Annotated in this window: 15 protein-coding genes and 1 rRNA gene; 13 read left to right on the top strand and 3 right to left on the bottom strand. The window is 29.6% G+C overall.

The annotated features are described in order from the left end of the window. Positions 1-48 precede the first annotated feature (48 nt). The 7 genes from rrf (at position 49) to GAN53_RS00550 (ending at position 6096) form a co-directional block, all read left to right on the top strand. Positions 49-165 (top strand): 5S ribosomal RNA (gene rrf / locus GAN53_RS00580). Between the two features lie 275 nt (positions 166-440). Beyond that, the gene (locus tag GAN53_RS00575; RefSeq protein ID WP_151409112.1) at positions 441-1046 is read left to right on the top strand and encodes a hypothetical protein; all 606 of its coding nucleotides are present in this window, start codon (positions 441-443) and stop codon (positions 1044-1046) included. 106 nt (positions 1047-1152) lie between these two features. Further along, the gene (locus tag GAN53_RS00570; RefSeq protein WP_151409111.1) at positions 1153-2268 is read left to right on the top strand and encodes a GH25 family lysozyme; all 1116 of its coding nucleotides are present in this window, start codon (positions 1153-1155) and stop codon (positions 2266-2268) included. Positions 2269-2276: 8 nt separating this feature from the next. Then, a complete protein-coding gene (locus GAN53_RS00565) occupies positions 2277-2501 on the top strand; it encodes a YdbC family protein (RefSeq protein ID WP_151409110.1) in 225 nt (74 codons plus the stop codon). A 191-nt stretch (positions 2502-2692) separates the two neighbouring features. After that, the gene (locus tag GAN53_RS00560) at positions 2693-3766 is read left to right on the top strand and encodes a cysteine desulfurase family protein (protein ID WP_151409109.1); all 1074 of its coding nucleotides are present in this window, start codon (positions 2693-2695) and stop codon (positions 3764-3766) included. Beyond that, a complete protein-coding gene (gene mnmA, locus GAN53_RS00555) occupies positions 3756-4859 on the top strand; it encodes a tRNA 2-thiouridine(34) synthase MnmA (protein ID WP_151409108.1) in 1104 nt (367 codons plus the stop codon). The genes GAN53_RS00560 and mnmA overlap by 11 nt, the downstream gene beginning before the upstream one ends. 142 nt (positions 4860-5001) lie before the next feature. After that, positions 5002-6096 carry a hypothetical protein gene (locus GAN53_RS00550; RefSeq protein WP_151409107.1) on the top strand — a complete coding sequence of 365 codons (1095 nt, stop codon included), beginning with the start codon at positions 5002-5004 and terminating at the stop codon, positions 6094-6096. 118 nt (positions 6097-6214) lie between these two features. On the opposite strand, the gene GAN53_RS00545 is transcribed toward GAN53_RS00550, so the two are convergent. The 3 genes from GAN53_RS00545 to GAN53_RS00535 form a co-directional block, all read right to left on the bottom strand. Beyond that, positions 6215-7084, bottom strand: coding sequence for an IS3 family transposase (locus tag GAN53_RS00545; protein ID WP_263969942.1), 870 nt, complete (start codon positions 7082-7084; stop codon positions 6215-6217). Further along, the gene (locus GAN53_RS00540; protein WP_151409095.1) at positions 7072-7665 is read right to left on the bottom strand and encodes a helix-turn-helix domain-containing protein; all 594 of its coding nucleotides are present in this window, start codon (positions 7663-7665) and stop codon (positions 7072-7074) included. The genes GAN53_RS00545 and GAN53_RS00540 overlap by 13 nt, the downstream gene beginning before the upstream one ends. Positions 7666-7758: 93 nt before the next feature. Beyond that, on the bottom strand, positions 7759-8586 hold the full coding sequence (locus GAN53_RS00535; RefSeq protein WP_151409106.1) for an exodeoxyribonuclease III: 828 nt from the start codon (positions 8584-8586) through the stop codon (positions 7759-7761). 175 nt (positions 8587-8761) lie between these two features. Between GAN53_RS00535 and GAN53_RS00530 the strand changes: the two genes are divergently transcribed. From GAN53_RS00530 to GAN53_RS00505, 6 genes are all read left to right on the top strand, one after another. Further along, positions 8762-10468: an FIVAR domain-containing protein gene (locus GAN53_RS00530; RefSeq protein ID WP_151409105.1), complete on the top strand. Its 1707-nt coding sequence runs from the start codon at positions 8762-8764 to the stop codon at positions 10466-10468. A gap of 302 nt (positions 10469-10770) precedes the next feature. Continuing rightward, entirely contained in the window at positions 10771-11607 is an 837-nt protein-coding gene (gene ispE, locus GAN53_RS00525) for a 4-(cytidine 5'-diphospho)-2-C-methyl-D-erythritol kinase (RefSeq protein WP_151409104.1), read from the top strand. Further along, complete coding sequence (gene murI / locus GAN53_RS00520; RefSeq protein WP_151409103.1) at positions 11600-12349, top strand: glutamate racemase; 750 nt, start codon at positions 11600-11602, stop codon at positions 12347-12349. Before ispE ends, murI begins: the two co-directional genes overlap by 8 nt. Next, positions 12350-13258, top strand: a complete 909-nt coding sequence (locus GAN53_RS00515) for a rod shape-determining protein (RefSeq protein ID WP_151409102.1) — start codon at positions 12350-12352, stop codon at positions 13256-13258. It abuts the gene before it with no gap. Positions 13259-13263: 5 nt separating this feature from the next. After that, positions 13264-15456 (top strand): RNA degradosome polyphosphate kinase, encoded by a 2193-nt coding sequence (locus GAN53_RS00510; RefSeq protein WP_151409101.1) that lies wholly within the window; start codon positions 13264-13266, stop codon positions 15454-15456. A 247-nt stretch (positions 15457-15703) separates the two neighbouring features. Next, positions 15704-16711, top strand: coding sequence for a D-alanyl-D-alanine carboxypeptidase family protein (locus tag GAN53_RS00505; protein ID WP_151409100.1), 1008 nt, complete (start codon positions 15704-15706; stop codon positions 16709-16711). Positions 16712-16724: the final 13 nt, after the last annotated feature.

Genomic DNA, 16724 nt, shown 5'->3' with positions numbered 1-16724 from the left:
ATCTGACCTACCAGCAATTTACTTCGTAAATTGGGTTAGGGTCATGAATATAGTGGCGATAGCGCTGGGGATACACCTGTAACCATACCGAACACAGAAGTTAAGCCCAACAACGCCGATGGTACTCGGAGGGAAGCCTCCCGGTAGAGTAGGAAGCTGCTAAACAAATTAAACTGATACATGAGTATCAGTTTTTTTGTGTCTTTTTTTGCGGTTTGCATTTTCACATTGTAACTATTAAAATGTAAGTAATGCCATTTATAATTAGTTAATTTGTGAGGTGACAGGTAGTGAAATTTAATAAGAAAAAATTCATATTTATTTTAGCAATAATTACATTATTAGCTTTTATGATTGCTCGAAACTCTAGTAACTCAAATCTTCCTGATTCAAAGCATCAAATTTATCTTTACGGTGAGTTGCATGGCGAAAAGGAGATTATGGATAAAGAATTAGAGATTTGGAGTGATTATTACAAGAATTATGGTTTTAGGCATTTATTTATTGAAGATTCTTACGCAGGTGCAGCGTTTTTAAATATGTGGATGAAAGAAGATGATGATAGAATTCTTGATTTTATTTATGATAATTTAAAAGGAACTTTAGCTCATAATCCATATTATAAAAAGCATTTAAAAAAAATTAAGGAAAATTGTCCAGAGACTATTTTTCATGGAACTGACGTAGACCATCAATATATGACTACTGGTAATGCTTACCTTAGGTATCTTAGAGATAATGGTAAGCTAGACTCTTATGAGTACAAGATTTGTAAAGAAAATAATAATCAGGGGTTTAAATTTTACATGGAAAATGATGATGATTATAGGGAAAATATGATGGTTAAAAATTTTGTTAGGGAATATGAAAAATTAGATGATAAGAGAATTATGGGAATTTATGGTGGTTATCATTTAGGTCTTAATCAAAAAGCTCCTAATAGCAATGCTCCGCCAATGGCGATTCAATTAAAGGAAAAATATGGGGACATTATATATACTGAAAATTTGTATGATCCCAATTCCTTAGATTCTAATAGGAATTAATGGATTCTACTTTTGAAAATTTTATAATTTCAGAAAATAATCTTATAAACTTGCAAAATTTTAAAAATAAAGTTTAAATATAAGATATACAATAGAAAGGTAGATTATGAAAAAGCTTTATAGAAATATAATTGTGTTAGGATTAGTCGCAGGTTTTTTTTGTCCAAGTATTTCCTATGCTGACGATATTGTAAAATATGACGATAGCAATCTTGATGAAATTTTGGATAAATACGATATAGACTATGACAAAAGCGCAGTTAACGAAAGAATAAAAAATTATAAGCAAGATCCTAATAAGGATATTGTTCCTGATTATAAAGTTACTGATGTTAAGGTTGAGGAGAGAATTGTTGAAACTCCCGATGGTGGTATTAAAATTGTAAAAGAAGAAAAAGAAGAAATCAAAGATGTATCTCCATCTCCACTTTATTCAAAAAGTCCTGTTTATAAAAGAGTTGTAGATATTTCTGAGCATCAAAATCCTGGCCATATTAATTATGACAAATTTGCCAAAGATATCGATGGAGCAATTCTTAGGACTTCAATTATGGATGCAGAAACTCTTAGAATAAGAAGGGACTTGTATGTTGAAAAACATTACCAGGAACTTAATAAAAGAAATGTTCCTCTAGGTTTTTACCATTATTCAAGGGCGATTAATGCTGCTGAAGGTATTAGAGAAGCGGAATTTGTCTATGATGTTATAAAAGATAAAAATGTATCTATGCCTGTTTATATTGATATTGAAGATGACAAAAGACAAGTAAAGGCAAGTAAAGGTGAGATTTCAGAGGCAGCAGAAGCTTTTATCATGACCATGAAAAGGCATGGATTTGTGGCAGGAATTTATTCTTATCCTTGGTTTGCAGATAAGTATTTGACCAAAGATATAAGAAATAATAATGAATTTTGGGTGGCTGATCTTAGCTCAAAAGACTTTGCAAATTATAAATCAAGTGATTTTGATGCTTGGCAATTTTCCTACCAAAGTAGAGTAGACGGCTACAAATACGATGTCGATATGAGCGTTCACTACAAAGATTATCCATATATCATAAAAGGAAAATCTAGAAAACCTCTAAATATTTTAATCGATGAGATTTTGGCAGGCAAATGGGGCGTTGGAGCTGATAGACAAAAAAGATTGACTTATGCAGGTTACGATTATAAAGTGATTCAAGCTGCTGTAAATGATAGATTATTATTAGCAAAAAAATAGGAGGAAAAATGGCAGAGTTAAAGTTTGATATAGTAGAAAATTTGGGAGTACTTTCAACAAATGCAAAAGGTTGGACAAAAGAGCTAAATCTTGTAAGCTGGAATGAAAGGGCACCAAAATATGATATTCGCGATTGGAATGAAGATCATAGCAGAATGAGCAAGGGAGTTACTCTTACTAAGGAAGAAGCAGAAGTTTTAAAACATATACTAGCTGACGAGGAATTTAATTAATAGTTTAAAGAAAGCTTTTAGCCTTGCAAAAGACTGAACTTTCGACTAGCAATTTTTGATTATGGCTAGTAAAAAGAAATAGATTATAAATATGTCTCTGGAAATTTCCAGAGCTTATTTTTTTGTAAAATTTTTAAATAATAGAATAAACTGCTTAGAAATAGTATAATTTGACAAGATAGAAGGTGAATATGATTTATTTTGATTATGCAGCAACTGCAATAAAAAGAGAAGAAATTTTAAAATATATATGGGAAAATAAAGAAGAATTTGATGGAAATCCAGATAGCTTGCACGCAAAAGGCAGAGCCAGCAAAAAAATCTTAGAGGAATCTAGAGAAAAAATCGCCCAATCAATAGGAACAGATCCTAAGAACGTGATATTTACATCAGGAGCAAGCGAAAGCAATAACACAGTTTTAAGTCAATTTAAAAATTCAAAAATTATAACAAGTGCAATTGAGCACGATTCTATATTAAAGGCAATTGATAAAGAAAATTCAATTTTCTTAGCTGCTAATGAATATGGAATAATTTCACTTGAGGATTTAAAAAATAAAATTACAGAAGATACAAAGCTTGTTAGCATCATGTATGTCAATAATGAAAGTGGAGCTATTCAACCAGTTAAAGAAATTGGAGAATTCCTTAAAGATAAGGATATTTGTTTTCATGTAGATGCTGTCCAAGCTTATGGACATCTTGACATTGATGTAAATGAGATAGGATGTGATTTTCTATCGCTTTCAGGCCATAAAATTGGTGGCTTAAACGGTTTTGGCATACTTTATAGTAGAAAAAATATTAATCCTTTTATAAAAGGTGGCGAACAAGAGAAAAATCGCAGAGCTGGAACTTCTTTTGTGGCTGGAGCTTATGCAATGGCAGAAAGTTTTCCAAAGACAATCAAAGAAAGAGAAAAAATAAGAGAAGTTAAAACATATTTTATAGAAAAACTTGAAAAATCAAAGATTAATTATCAGATAAATGGATCTATGGAAAATTCATCTGACCATATTTTAAATATTTATTTTAAAGATTATAAGTCTGATTTTTTGTTAACGTATTTAGATATGCAAGGAATTTGTGCATCAGCCGGCTCTGCTTGTAGAGCGGGAAGCTTCTTGCCAAGCCATGTCATAACAAATATGTACGATGAAGATAGAGCAAGACATTCTATAAGATTTTCTTTTGGTTATACAAATACCAAAGAAGAAGTCGATAAGGCCATAGAAGTTTTGGAAGGATTAAATAATGAAGGATAAAAAAGATACAAAAGTTGTAGTTGGTATAAGCGGCGGAGTAGATTCATCTGTGGCTGCTCTATTGCTAAAAGAAGAAGGCTACGACGTTGTTGGAATTTTTATGAAAAATTGGGATGAAACAGATGAAAATGGAGTTTGTACAGCAGAAGAAGACTACGAAGATGCTGTAAAAATTGCCAATCAAATAGGAATTCCGTATTATGCAATAAATTTTGAAAAAGAATATTACGATAGAGTATTTACTTATTTTTTGGATGAATACAAAAAAGGCAGAACTCCAAATCCTGATATAATGTGCAATAAAGAAATAAAATTTAAGGCCTTTTTATCTTATGCAAAAAAATTGGGAGCAGATTATATAGCAACTGGCCACTATGCAAGAGTTGATAGGTCAACGGATGAAACTATAATGCTTAGAGGTCTTGATAATAACAAAGATCAGACATATTTTTTAAGCCAATTATCGCAAGATCAAATCAAAGATGTTCTATTTCCAGTAGGAAATCTTCAAAAGTCTGAAGTAAGAGATATTGCCCACAAATACAAATTAGCGACAGCTGATAAGAAAGATTCCACAGGAATTTGTTTTATAGGAGAAAGAAATTTCAACGAATTTTTATCCAATTATTTACCAGCCAAGCCTGGAAATATTGTGGATACAAAGGGAAATATTTTGGGCAAACACGATGGATTAATGTATCATACAATCGGTCAAAGAAGAGGACTTGGCATAGGTGGTGATGGAGAAGCTTGGTTTGTTTGTGGCAAGGATTTAGACAAAAACGAACTAATTGTCTGCCAAGGAGCAAATAATCCATTATTATTTTCAAATAGACTTCTAGCAAGCGAATTTTCAACCTTTAGCAATAAAAAACTTAAAGGAGAATTTGCCTGCACTGCCAAATTTAGATATAGGCAAAAAGATATAAATGCCAAAGTAAAAATTCTTGACAAAGATCATGTTGAAGTAACATACGACCCAACAAAAGCAGTAACTCCAGGTCAAGCAGCAGTTTTTTACCAAGGAGAAATTTGCCTAGGCTCTGCTATAATTGATGAAGTCTATAATGGTGAAAAGAAACTAAAAGTTTAATAAAATAAAAACAAGTAAAAACTATATGGTAATTATTAGAAATTTTAAAAAATTTAAAAAAATAATTATTATATAGTTTTTTTCAACAAAATTTATACAAATTTAACATCATCTTTGCTAATATATCATATAGGAGGATATTATGAACAAAAAATTAGTAATAACAAGCCTTGTCCTAGCATTAGCTATGACAAATTTAAGCCAAGCAATGGCAGATGATGTAAAAGATGACGCAAAAAAAGACACAAAAATAGAAGAAATAGTAAACAAAAAAGATGAAAAAGTCACAGAAACCTATGTTGTAAAAGAAATCAAAGATGATTATGTAATTCTTAATAAAAAAGGCTTAGACGATGACCTTTATCAAGTAGAAAAAAATAAATTTGATAAGATAAAACTAGAAAAAGGTAAAGAATTAGACATTACAAGTGATGGAAATATCTTGATGTCAAATCCTGCTCAATTTTCAAAAATTTACGAAATTAAAGAAGTAAAAAAAGAAGATGAAAAACTTCCAGAAGAAAAAATTACCGACCAATATCTAGTAAAAGAAGTTAATGAACAAGGAGTAATTGTAGAAAAAATTGGATCTGAATCAGAAAAATACATGGTGGAGAAAAAATATTTCAAAGGCGAAGTTAAAGTTGGAGAAAAATATAATATTACCCATAACGATATTGTAATGACTTCAAATCCTGCAATCTTTAACAAAATTTACGATGTAGAAAAAATTGAAGAAAAAATTAAAGAAACTGCAACAATTACAAATATTTATAAGGTTAAAGAAGTAAATGAACAAGGAGTAACACTATCTTACTACAGCAAGGAAGATGGCTCTGAACTTATGAAAAATAGTGAAGACCTATATACAGTAGCTAAAAAAGAATTCAAAGATCAAGTTAAAGTTGGCGATAAATATAAAATCACTCACTCTGATGAAATTCTAACAAGCGATCCTGCTCAATTTGCAAAAATCACTAAAATAGAAAAGGTAAAAGAAGCAAAAGCTCCTGAAAATAAAAAACCAGAAGAAAAGAACAAAAACAACAATAAAGAAAACAAAGAAAATAAGAAAAACTCAAAAGAAAACAAAGAAAACAAAAAGCCAGAACAAAAAACCAATGAAAAAGCAAAAACTGCAAATAAAAACCCTAAAACAGGTGTAGAATCAATGCTTTTACCATTAGGAATATTAATCTCATCAGCAGTAGCTTACAAGAAAAGTAAGAATAATTAAAAAAAAGACTAGCTAGGAAATTAAGGTGACCCCACAAAGTTGGACCTAATACCAGAGTTAGAACTAAACTAGCCCTGGTATTTCTTTGTCCTATCCTACCCCTAGGGGTAGGAAATTTTTATGCTGCATTCTTCTTTCTGTATTCTATTGGTGATAAGTATCCTAATTTTTCTTTTATTCTTTCTTCGTTGTAATATTTTATGAAATCTTCAATTGTTTGTTTTAAGTGCTCGTATGAATAGAATTTATTTCCGTAATATATTTCTTGTTTTAATATCCCAAAGAAATTTTCCATTGGTGAGTTGTCTAAGCAATTTCCTTTTCTTGACATGGATTGAGTGATGTCATTTTCTTCTAGTTTTGATGTGTATTGCTTTACTTGGTATGCCCAGCCTTGATCAGAGTGGAATATTCTTTTTTCTTTATTTTTATTAGTTACCTCTATTGCTTTGTCTAAGGCTTTTAAGATTGGTTCTATTGTTGGGTGTTTTGATATTTCATAGCTAAGTATTTCACTGTTGTACATATCTAGGTATGGGTTTAGATAGAGTTTCTTTATTTGATATGTTCCTGTTTTATCTTTTTCTAAATACTTAAATTCTGTTGTGTCTGTTGTTATTTGTGTGTATGGTGTTTCCACTTTAAAGTTTCTTTTTATTTTGTTGTCTGATATTTTTCCTACCTGTCCTTTGTAGGATGAGTATTTTCTTGTTTTTCTTGAATAGCTTTTTACTTGAAGTTTTAACTTTTGAACTAATCGTTGTACTTTCTTTTTGTTTATTATCAGTCCTGATCTTTTTAACATTGCTGTTATTCTTCTGTAGCCGTAGTTTGGATTGTCTTTTCTTATTTTAAGTATTTTCTTTTCTAATTCTAGATCTTTATTTGGTTTATTTAAGCGTTTTTGCCAATACATGTATGTTGATTTGGCAATGTTAAAGTATTTTAACAAGTCTTTTAGTTTGTATTTATCTCTTAAGACTTTGATTGTTTCAGCAATTGTCTTATTTCTGTATCTGTCATTTGAGACAATTCTATCTTTTTTTTTATTGCATCATTTTCTAATTGAAGCCAATAGTTTTCTTCTTCTAATTTCTTTATCTTTTCTTTTAGTTGTGCTTGTGTTAATGATTCATTTTCTAAATTAGTTATGTTTGCTGATGATTCTATTTTAGTGTCTTTTGATCTCTTTGGGGATTTTGGCATTTTTGAAGGTCTTCCTCTCTTTTTAGATCTAAGTCCTTCAATTCCTTTTTCTCTATATTCATTGACCCATCGGGTGATTATTGATGGATTATTGATTTTAAGATTGTTTGCTAGGCTTTGATAGGACATTTCTCCTGTTAAGTACAAGTTTACTACATTTAACTTGAATTCCAAAGTATATTGTGTATTTTTTCTTTTTACTTTTAGTCCTTCATAGCCTTGTGATTTGTATGCATTTACCCAGCTTTTCACTACGCTTTCTGATGGTATGCAATATTTGTCTGATAAAGATTTATATGAGATGTTTGATTCTAAATATTCTTTTACTACTTTCATTTTGAATTCTGTGCTATATTTTGCCATTAAAAAACTGACCTCCGTTAGTTAGTTTTTAGGTCTAACTTTTGGGGGTCAGTTCAAATTCTAGCTAGTTTTTTAATCCTAAAATGAAAAATATTAGATTTCAATTTCCAAAACTATTGGAGTATGATCTTGGCGATCTCCAGAATCTATCATATCAGATCTTTTTATTCTATCTTTGATTCTTTCGCTTACTAAGAAATAATCTATCCTCCAGCCAGAATTGTTGATTTTACTTGTCTTTACTCTTTGAGCCCACCAGGTGTATTTATCTTTAACATCTCCATTTACATATCTAAATGTATCGATAAAACCCTTTGCCAAAAGATTTGTAAATCCTTGTCTTTCCTCATCGGTAAAGCCTGCTGAAAAATGATTATTGTCAGGATGAGCAAGGTCAATTTCTCTATGAGCAACGTTAAAATCTCCAGCTGATATTACTGGCTTATTTTTATCCAAAGTTGAAAGATATTGTGCAAATTTCTCATCCCATATTTGCCTAAGGTCTAATCTTTTTAGCTCATTACCAGCATTTGGTGTATAGACTTGGTTAAAATAAAAATCTTCAAATTCTAAAGTTACAATTCTTCCTTCAAGGTCCATGGTATCAGGTGCATCGATTTCTGGAAAACTTTCCATGCACTTTAAATCTTTTTTATAAAGCGTCATACAACCCGCATAGGATTTGCGAGCGCCTTCTCTGCTTGTAACATGAACGTAATCGTAGGCTGGGAAAAATTCTTCAAGCTTTGCCTTATGTTTTTTGTTTAGGCCTGTTTGAGGAATTTTGGTTTCTTGTATAGCTATAAGATCTGGATCTTCATCTATTATTGTTTTTATGACATCACGAGTCATAATAGCCCTATTTGAATCGCTGGTAAGGGCAGCATTAAGCGAATCTATATTCCACGAAATAAATTTCAAATTAATCTCCTTTAAAATACTCTTTATAATAACTATAAAATTTTTATTTATAAATTCAAGCTAAGTCTTTCTTTGCTATAAAATTATGTAGAAATTATGGATTTTTTATCTAAATTTGTATAAATTTTGTCATAGCAGGGTATAATACTTGTAAGAAAGAGTTAAGGAGGATATTATGAACAAAAAAGTTTTAGCCTTAGGTCTTAGTATGGCATTTGTTCTATCAATTGGAAATAATGCTTATGCAAAAGAAAATAAAAATAATGTTGCTTTAACAAGTCAACAAAAAGAAGAAACTCATAAATATATTTATGAAGTAATAAAAATCAAAGATAAGGAAATTACTTTACTTTATCAAGGAGAGAAAAAAGATGACGAAATGATAATCGTTGAACTTGATAAAGATACTAATTTAACACTTGAAAAATCTTTCTTTGAAGATGACCTAGCAATCCATGATCAATACGAAATCACAAGCAAAAAAACTCTTTCTGATCTAGATGGCAAAGAAATTAAAAAAGAAGATCTTAAATTGGTAAAAAAATATGAAAAACCAACTAATATGGATATTTCAAAGCTACCTGCCAATACTGAAAAGATGGATTTTATAGCAAAAGAAGTAAAGGGAGATAAAGAATCAGGATTTTCTGTAATTATAGCAGAAATAGCAAATGATAAAAACCTATATTCTTTATCAAGCGATAACTTAAGAGATGAAAATGTAAAAGTTGGAGATAAATATAGAATTTATTGGGATGGAATAACACTTGAATCCTATCCAGCTCAATTTGGTACGATTTATAGGGTTGAGAAATTAGACAAAGAAGAAAATGAAGAAAAAACCACTTTGGAATTTGAAATTTCTGAAATAGATAAAGAAAATAAAGTTGCGACAATTTTTGAAGTTGGAAATAAATCAAATCTATTTTCAATTGAAGTTAAAGATTTAAAAGATGACAGTGCAAAAATTGGCAATAGATATAAAATAACCTGGGATGGTACAGCAACAAAATCAATTCCAGCACAATTTGGCAAAATTTTTGAAGTTACTAAAACTTTTGATAGTGTCAAGGAAAATATTGTAACAAGAGAATTTGAACTTGTAGATATTACTGAAAGTAAAGATGGCAAGGACGCAAATCTAAAAGATATCAAAGCGACTGGTAATATTTATCTATTAAGTTTAGATGAATTAAAAGATAAATATCCAAAAATCGGAGATAGATATCTGATAACTTTTAACGATGTTTATGATAAAACATTTGACGATATCAAAAAAATAGAAAAATGGATAAAGAAAGAATCAAACACAAATTTAGAAGAGCTTAACAAAGCAATTGAAAAAGCAGATAATATCCTTATTGGAGATGGAAGCTATACAAAAAAGAGCGTTGAGAGATTCCAAAATGCTTTTGAAAATGCCAAAGCTCTAGTAAAAAAATCTAATCTAAGTCAAGAAGAAGTAGATAAGGCTACAAAAGAATTAAATGATTCAATAAGTGGACTAAAAGAAAAATCAGGAGTAATAACTCGTGAATTTGTACTAAGCGAAATTTTTGATAAGAGTGGAAAAAAAGCTCGTCTAAGAGATATAGAATACAAAGATAAGGAATTTACAACTAATTTTGAAAGCTTAGGGGATAAAAACGCCAAAGTTGGCGACCATTTTATGGTAACCATAGGCAAGGTAGATCCAGATGAAGTTCCATATCAAATGGGTCAAATTACAAAAATAGAAAAGAAAGTTATCAAAAAAGAAGTTAAAAATAAAAAAGCAAAGAAACTAATTGGTTTTGGTAATCCAAAAACAGGAATATTCCCAGTAGCACCATTAGTACTTGTAATAGCAGGTGCAGGCTTAGCACTAAAAAAGAAAAAATAAAAAACTTGAGTATTTAAAAGTCAATTGACAAAATAATATAAATAAGTTTACTATCAGAGATAGGAATCCTATCTCTGATTTTTTTGGGAAATTTAAATAAAAATATTAAAATTTTTCTTAGAAAACCATTAATTGTTTCAAAACTAATTAGATTAAATGATGGTTTATATTTTTATCTTTATGGAATAATCAAATATTATAACTTTGTAATGAGATGGTAAAACTTATGTTAAATATTTGAAATTAACAGATTTTTCTATTAAAATTTATGTATTTTTGTTATAATTTATATTGAGGTTACAATGATAAGAAAATGTTACGCAAAAATAAATTTAACTTTAGATTCTTTGTATAAAAGAGATGATGGTTACCACGAAATTGATAGCATCATGACAAAGATTAATATATTTGATGAGTTGTTAATAAGTAAAAATTCTACAGGAGAATTTAACTATTCATCAAATATAGAAAATATTTGTCCCTTAGAAGAAAATTTAATTTACAAGGTCTGGGATTTATTAAAAGATAGGACAGACAATCCAGGAATTGACCTGATGCTATCAAAAAATATTCCTATTGCTGCGGGACTTGCAGGCGGATCTACTGACGCAGCTGAAATGATAAAAGCTTTAGATGAGCTTTGGGATCTAAATTTGTCTTTAGATTTTAAAAAAGAGCTCGCAAAAAAACTAGGAGCTGACATAAGTTTTTTCCTAACTAAGTCACCAGCAAGAGCAAGGGGAATTGGCGAAATTATTAGTCCTTTTACTAATAATTTACAAATGAAAGCTCTAATAATTAATGATGGGACTAAAATCTCTTCAAAGGATATTTACAAGAATATTTCAGATTATGGAATAATAGATAATGATAATATAGTAAAAAGATTAGAAGAAGGAGATGAGAAAGTCATAAAAGAATTTAAAAATGTCATGGAAGATGAGGTTTTTAGACTTTTCCCTCACTTATCTGAAATTAAAAATGAGCTTGGTAATTATGGAGCCTTAAATGCTCTTGTTTCAGGAAGTGGAGCAAGCATTTTTGGGATTTTTACTGATGATATGAAGCTTAACAATGCTTATTTAAAACTTAAAGATAAGTATGATTTTGTAGAAAAGGTGGAATTTATTAATGACTAATATAGGCATTTTTGATTCAGGACTTGGCGGACTTACTGTTCTAAAAGAATTAATAAAGCAAAAAAATGCAAATTATTTTTATTTTGGCGATAGTTTAAGAGCCCCTTATGGAAATAGAGATGAAAAGCAAATAATAGAATTTTCTGACCAAATTGTAAATTATTTGGAAAACTTCAATATAGATTATTATGTAATCGCTTGCAATACCATGTCTATTACTTCGACAAAATTTCTAACTGACAAGTACAAAAAAAAGTTTTATCCAATCACAGATGGTGGTATGATTGGTGCAAAAAATTTTGACGGAGATTTTCTAGTACTTGGCACGAAAAAAACTATAGATAGTCATTTTTATAAAAATAATATAGAAAAATTGACAGGATCTAAGGTTTATGAAGTAGCTGCAGTTAAGTTAGTAGATTTCATAGAAAATGGAATAATTTCTGGAGATGAATTAGATGATATTTTAAGAGAATATTTAGAAATTGCCAATGAGAAAAAAATAGCTAATATTATTCTTGCTTGCACTCATTATCCAATCATAGAAGATTCTATAAGAAAAAATTTGGCTTATAAGGCTAATATAATTAATCCAGCTAATCATTTTGCTTATATTTTGGACAAGGGTGAAAATTCTTCAAGCAAAATAAAAATAATTATGAGTAAAATTGATAAAAATACTAAAAATATGATAGATATGGTAATTGATAGAGATTACCAGTTGTTAATTAAGGAGTTATAAATGATATATGCAGTTATAGATATAGGTTCAAATACTGTTAGACTTTCAGTATATAAGGTAAATGGTGAAGAAGTTTTAAATCTTTTTAATGAAAAAGAACAAGCATCCCTTAGATCTTATGTAAAAAATGGAGCTTTAAGCGATAAGGGAATTGAGAGACTTTTGGGAGTATTAAAGAAATTTAAAACTGTTGTGGATCATTTTGGTGATATTGACGAGCTTCATCCTTTTGCCACCGCAACTATAAGAGATGCCACAAATAGAGTGGAAATCCTTAAAACTGTTAAGGATAAATTAGACCTTGATATAGAAATACTAAGCGAAGAAGAAGAGGCGAAATTTGCTTTTATTGGTGCAAGCTCTTCTGTTGGAGTTACAAGAGGAGTTCTTACAGACATAGGCGGTGGCTCATCTGAAATTGTAATAATAGACCAAAGCAAAGTCATAAAATCAAGTTCCATTTCAATTGGATCACTTTCAGGATTTAACGATTTTGTAAATGGCTTATTTATGAATAAGGATGAGAAAAAATTAATTGATGAGGAAATAAAATCTTTATTAGAAAAGAAAAAAGTATATAGAGAAAGTCATGATCTCTTATGTGCAGTAGGTGGATCTGCCAGAGCAAGTCTATTATTTTATAACGAATACTACAAGCTAGATCCCTACAATACTACCATGCAAAGCAACAAATTTTGCCAAATGTTAAAAGAAATCATAGAAAAAGAACCAAGAGAAATTTTGGATTTGATTCTTGAAATAAAACCTGACAGAGTCCATACACTTCTTCCAGGAATGGCAATTTTAAATAGAATTGCAAAATATTTTTCATGTAAAGAAATAAGCGTAAGTCAAACTGGTGTAAGAGAAGGGTATGTATATAACAAACTAATAGAAAGGAATAAATAAGAAGAATGAATGACATATCTTTTACGCAAAATCGAGAATTATCATGGCTAAAATTTAACCAAAGAGTTTTGGAAGAAGCCAGTGACAAAGATGTTCCAGTCCTTGAAAGATTAAAATTTTTTTCTATATTTGATACAAATCTAGAAGAATTTTTCATGGTTAGAGTAGGAAGCCTTACTCATTTTAGGAAATTAAAACAAAAACCAGTAGATAACAAGTCAGGCATGACAAGTGAAGAACAAATTGATGCCATACTAAGAGAATGTTTGGACTTATATAGAAAAAAAGACCAAGTTTTTGATCAAATTGTCGATGAATTAAAAGTAAATGGAATTAATTTACTAAAAGTTTCCGAATTAAGCGAAAAAGATAAGAAAAATGTTGAATTTTATTTCAAAAGCAAGATTGAACCTATATTAAATTTTCAAATAATTGATAGAGTTCATCCTTTCCCAAGACTTCCAAATCTTGCCTTAACGGTATTCTTTTCTTTAAGAAAAGTAAAAGATGAGGTTAGCAAAGAAATTGGAATAATCCATGTTCCAGATAAGATAAAAAGATATCTAAAAATAAATGATACATCTTTTGTTTTCATAGAAGATATCATAAAAGAATATGGCTATCAAGTCTTTGATGGTTACAAAGTTGAAAAAGAATATCTAATTTCACTAACTAGAAATACTGATATTGACTATGATGCCGATGATTATGAAATGGATCAAGACTTTAGAGAATATATGGAAAAGCAGCTTAAAAAAAGAAAAAGACTGCAACCAGTTCGACTTGAAGTTGATACAGACTTAGATGATCAATCAATTGAATTTTTGATGGAACAATTTAAACTAGATAAGAAAAATATTTTTGTAAACAAATCACCCATGCAAGCAGGATTTATCTTTTCCCTATTGAGCGATTTGCCAGAAAATATAGTAAAAAAATACTCATACAATCCATTTTCTCCAACAAATTCACCAATGGTAAATAAAAACGAAAAAATGATCGATCAAATCAACAAAAAAGATATCTTCTTGTCATTTCCATATGAATCAATGGAGCCTGTTATTAGACTTTTAAATGAAGCAGCTTGTGATGATTCAGTAGTATCTATAAAAATAACCTTATACAGAATCGCCCATGAAAGTGAAATTGCCAAGGCTTTGATAAAAGCAAGCGAAAATGGTAAAGATGTAACAGTCCTAATGGAATTAAGAGCAAGATTTGATGAAGATAACAACATTTTCTGGTCATCAAAATTAGAAGATGCGGGTTGTAAAATTCTTTACGGTTTTGATGCCTACAAAACTCATTCCAAAGTTTGCCTAATTACAAGAGTAGACAAAGATGGAAATATAAACTATATTACCCAGGCTGCAACTGGAAATTACAACGAAAAAACAGCAAAACTATATACGGATTTTTCTCTAATGACTGCAAGTGGTGCAATTGGACAAGACGCCAAAGAATTATTTGATAATATCGCTTTAGGGAATCTTGATGGGGATTACTCAAATCTTATGGTAAGTCCAAAAAGCATGCAAGAAGGATTGGCAAAGCTTATAGATGAGCAAATTGAAAATCAGAAAAATTTTTCCAACGGCTACATTAGAATAAAAGTAAACTCCATTTCTGATAGAAAAATCATAGATAAATTGTCAGCTGCATCAAACGAGGGTGTAAAAATCGATATGCTAGTAAGAGGAATTTGTTGTATATTACCAAATATCAAAAACAAGACTGAAAATATAAATATTTATCAAATAGTTGGAAGATTTTTAGAACATTCTAGAGTCTATCAGTTTGGTCAAGGAGAAGATTGTAAATTATTTATATCATCTGCGGATTTCATGACAAGAAATATAAGAAATAGGATGGAAGTAGCCTTGCCAGTTTACGACACTGAGATCAAGCAAAGAATTTTAAATTATTTAGATATAATGATTTCAGACGATGTAAAAATTAGAAAATTATTGGCAAATGGCTCTTATACCAAAGTTCAAAATATAAACAATATTAACGCTCAGGAAAAATTAATAAATATTGCCAAAAAACATGAAATCGAATCAAAAGAAAAAGAATTGGTAAAAAAAGTAGTCAGAAAAAGAGAAAATACATCAAAAATAAATTCTGATAGCAAAGAAATTAATAGTGAAGGTAAGAAAAATTTCTTGCAAAAATTATTAGATTTTTTCAAAAAATAAGATAAAAAAAAATAATATTAAAAAAATTAGCCTTTTTGGCTATTTTTTTTGTAAAAATGTTAGATTTTAGCCAAAAAAGCACTAGTATTCTTTATCAATTAATGTTATAATGTAAATAGCAAGTAAAGTAATTATTGAAAATAAAATTGAGATATATTTTATAATAATTATTTTCTTCTTTCCCACAGACTTACTGATATAAAAATGCAAAATCGAAATAATTGAAATAAATGAATAGGAATTTTATATGTCTAATATAGGTATCAGAGAAAAAAAGAGAAAAAACGAACGCAGAAGAAAAGCAAGAAACAAAAAGATTTTTAGTAGAAGTGTATTGGCTGCCTTAGCTATGGCTGGAATTTTCCATTTTGGCTTTAATAATCCTAAGGATCAATTTCAAATTGAAAGACCGGTGGAATATAGACAAGCATCTGGAAGCATTAATAATATAATTGAAGAAGCTCATGAAAATACAACAGAGATGGATGCTCATGTGGCAACTCAAATAGGCTTTGATGATGCAAAAGTAGATGAAAAATTACAAGTTGCTGATGATATGTATTCTGATAATTTAAAGGAATATTTATTATGTACAAAAACTCAATACGCTTACCAGTATCCAAATGATTACTCAAAAACAGAAAAGTTTATTAAAGAGGGTACTTATGTAGCAAGCTACGGCACAGAAAATGGTTTTACTAAAATCAAAATCAATGATGCCTATTATTATGTGAATAAATTTGGCCTATCTAAACTTGATAGTGGTAGGCAGATAAAAATCATTAACGGCTTAGTTTATGTTAGTGAAGAATATCCATTGCCTGAAGATTTTGATCCAGGGGTAGATAAGACAGCAAAAAGAGCTTTTGAAACCATGCGACAAGATATGGAAAGAGAAGGGCTTGATATAAAAATTGCATCTGATTATAGATCTTATGATCTTGAAAGAAAGATGTATGATGCAGGTGAAATAGAAAGTACAGTACCTGGATGCAATGAACACCAACTAGGTTGTGCCTTTGATTTCTTTACAGAAGGAACAAAATATAACGACAAATTTGAAAAAACCGCTGAATACAAATGGTTAAGTGAAAATGCCTACAAATATGGATTTATTGAAAGATATCCATCTGGAAAAGAAGATAAAACAAACCATGTTGCTTACTCATGGCATTTTAGATTTGTTGGAGTTGCAAATGCAAAAGAAATCTATGAAAATGATCTAACTTTAGAGGAGTATCTAAAAATTTATTAAATTAAAATATTAA

Origin of the sequence: Anaerococcus sp. Marseille-P9784 (assembly GCF_902500265.1) — a bacterium.
In the GTDB taxonomy this organism is placed as follows: domain Bacteria; phylum Bacillota; class Clostridia; order Tissierellales; family Peptoniphilaceae; genus Anaerococcus.
Note: the sequence above shows the minus strand (reverse complement) of the source record. Positions and strands in the feature narration are given on the sequence as shown.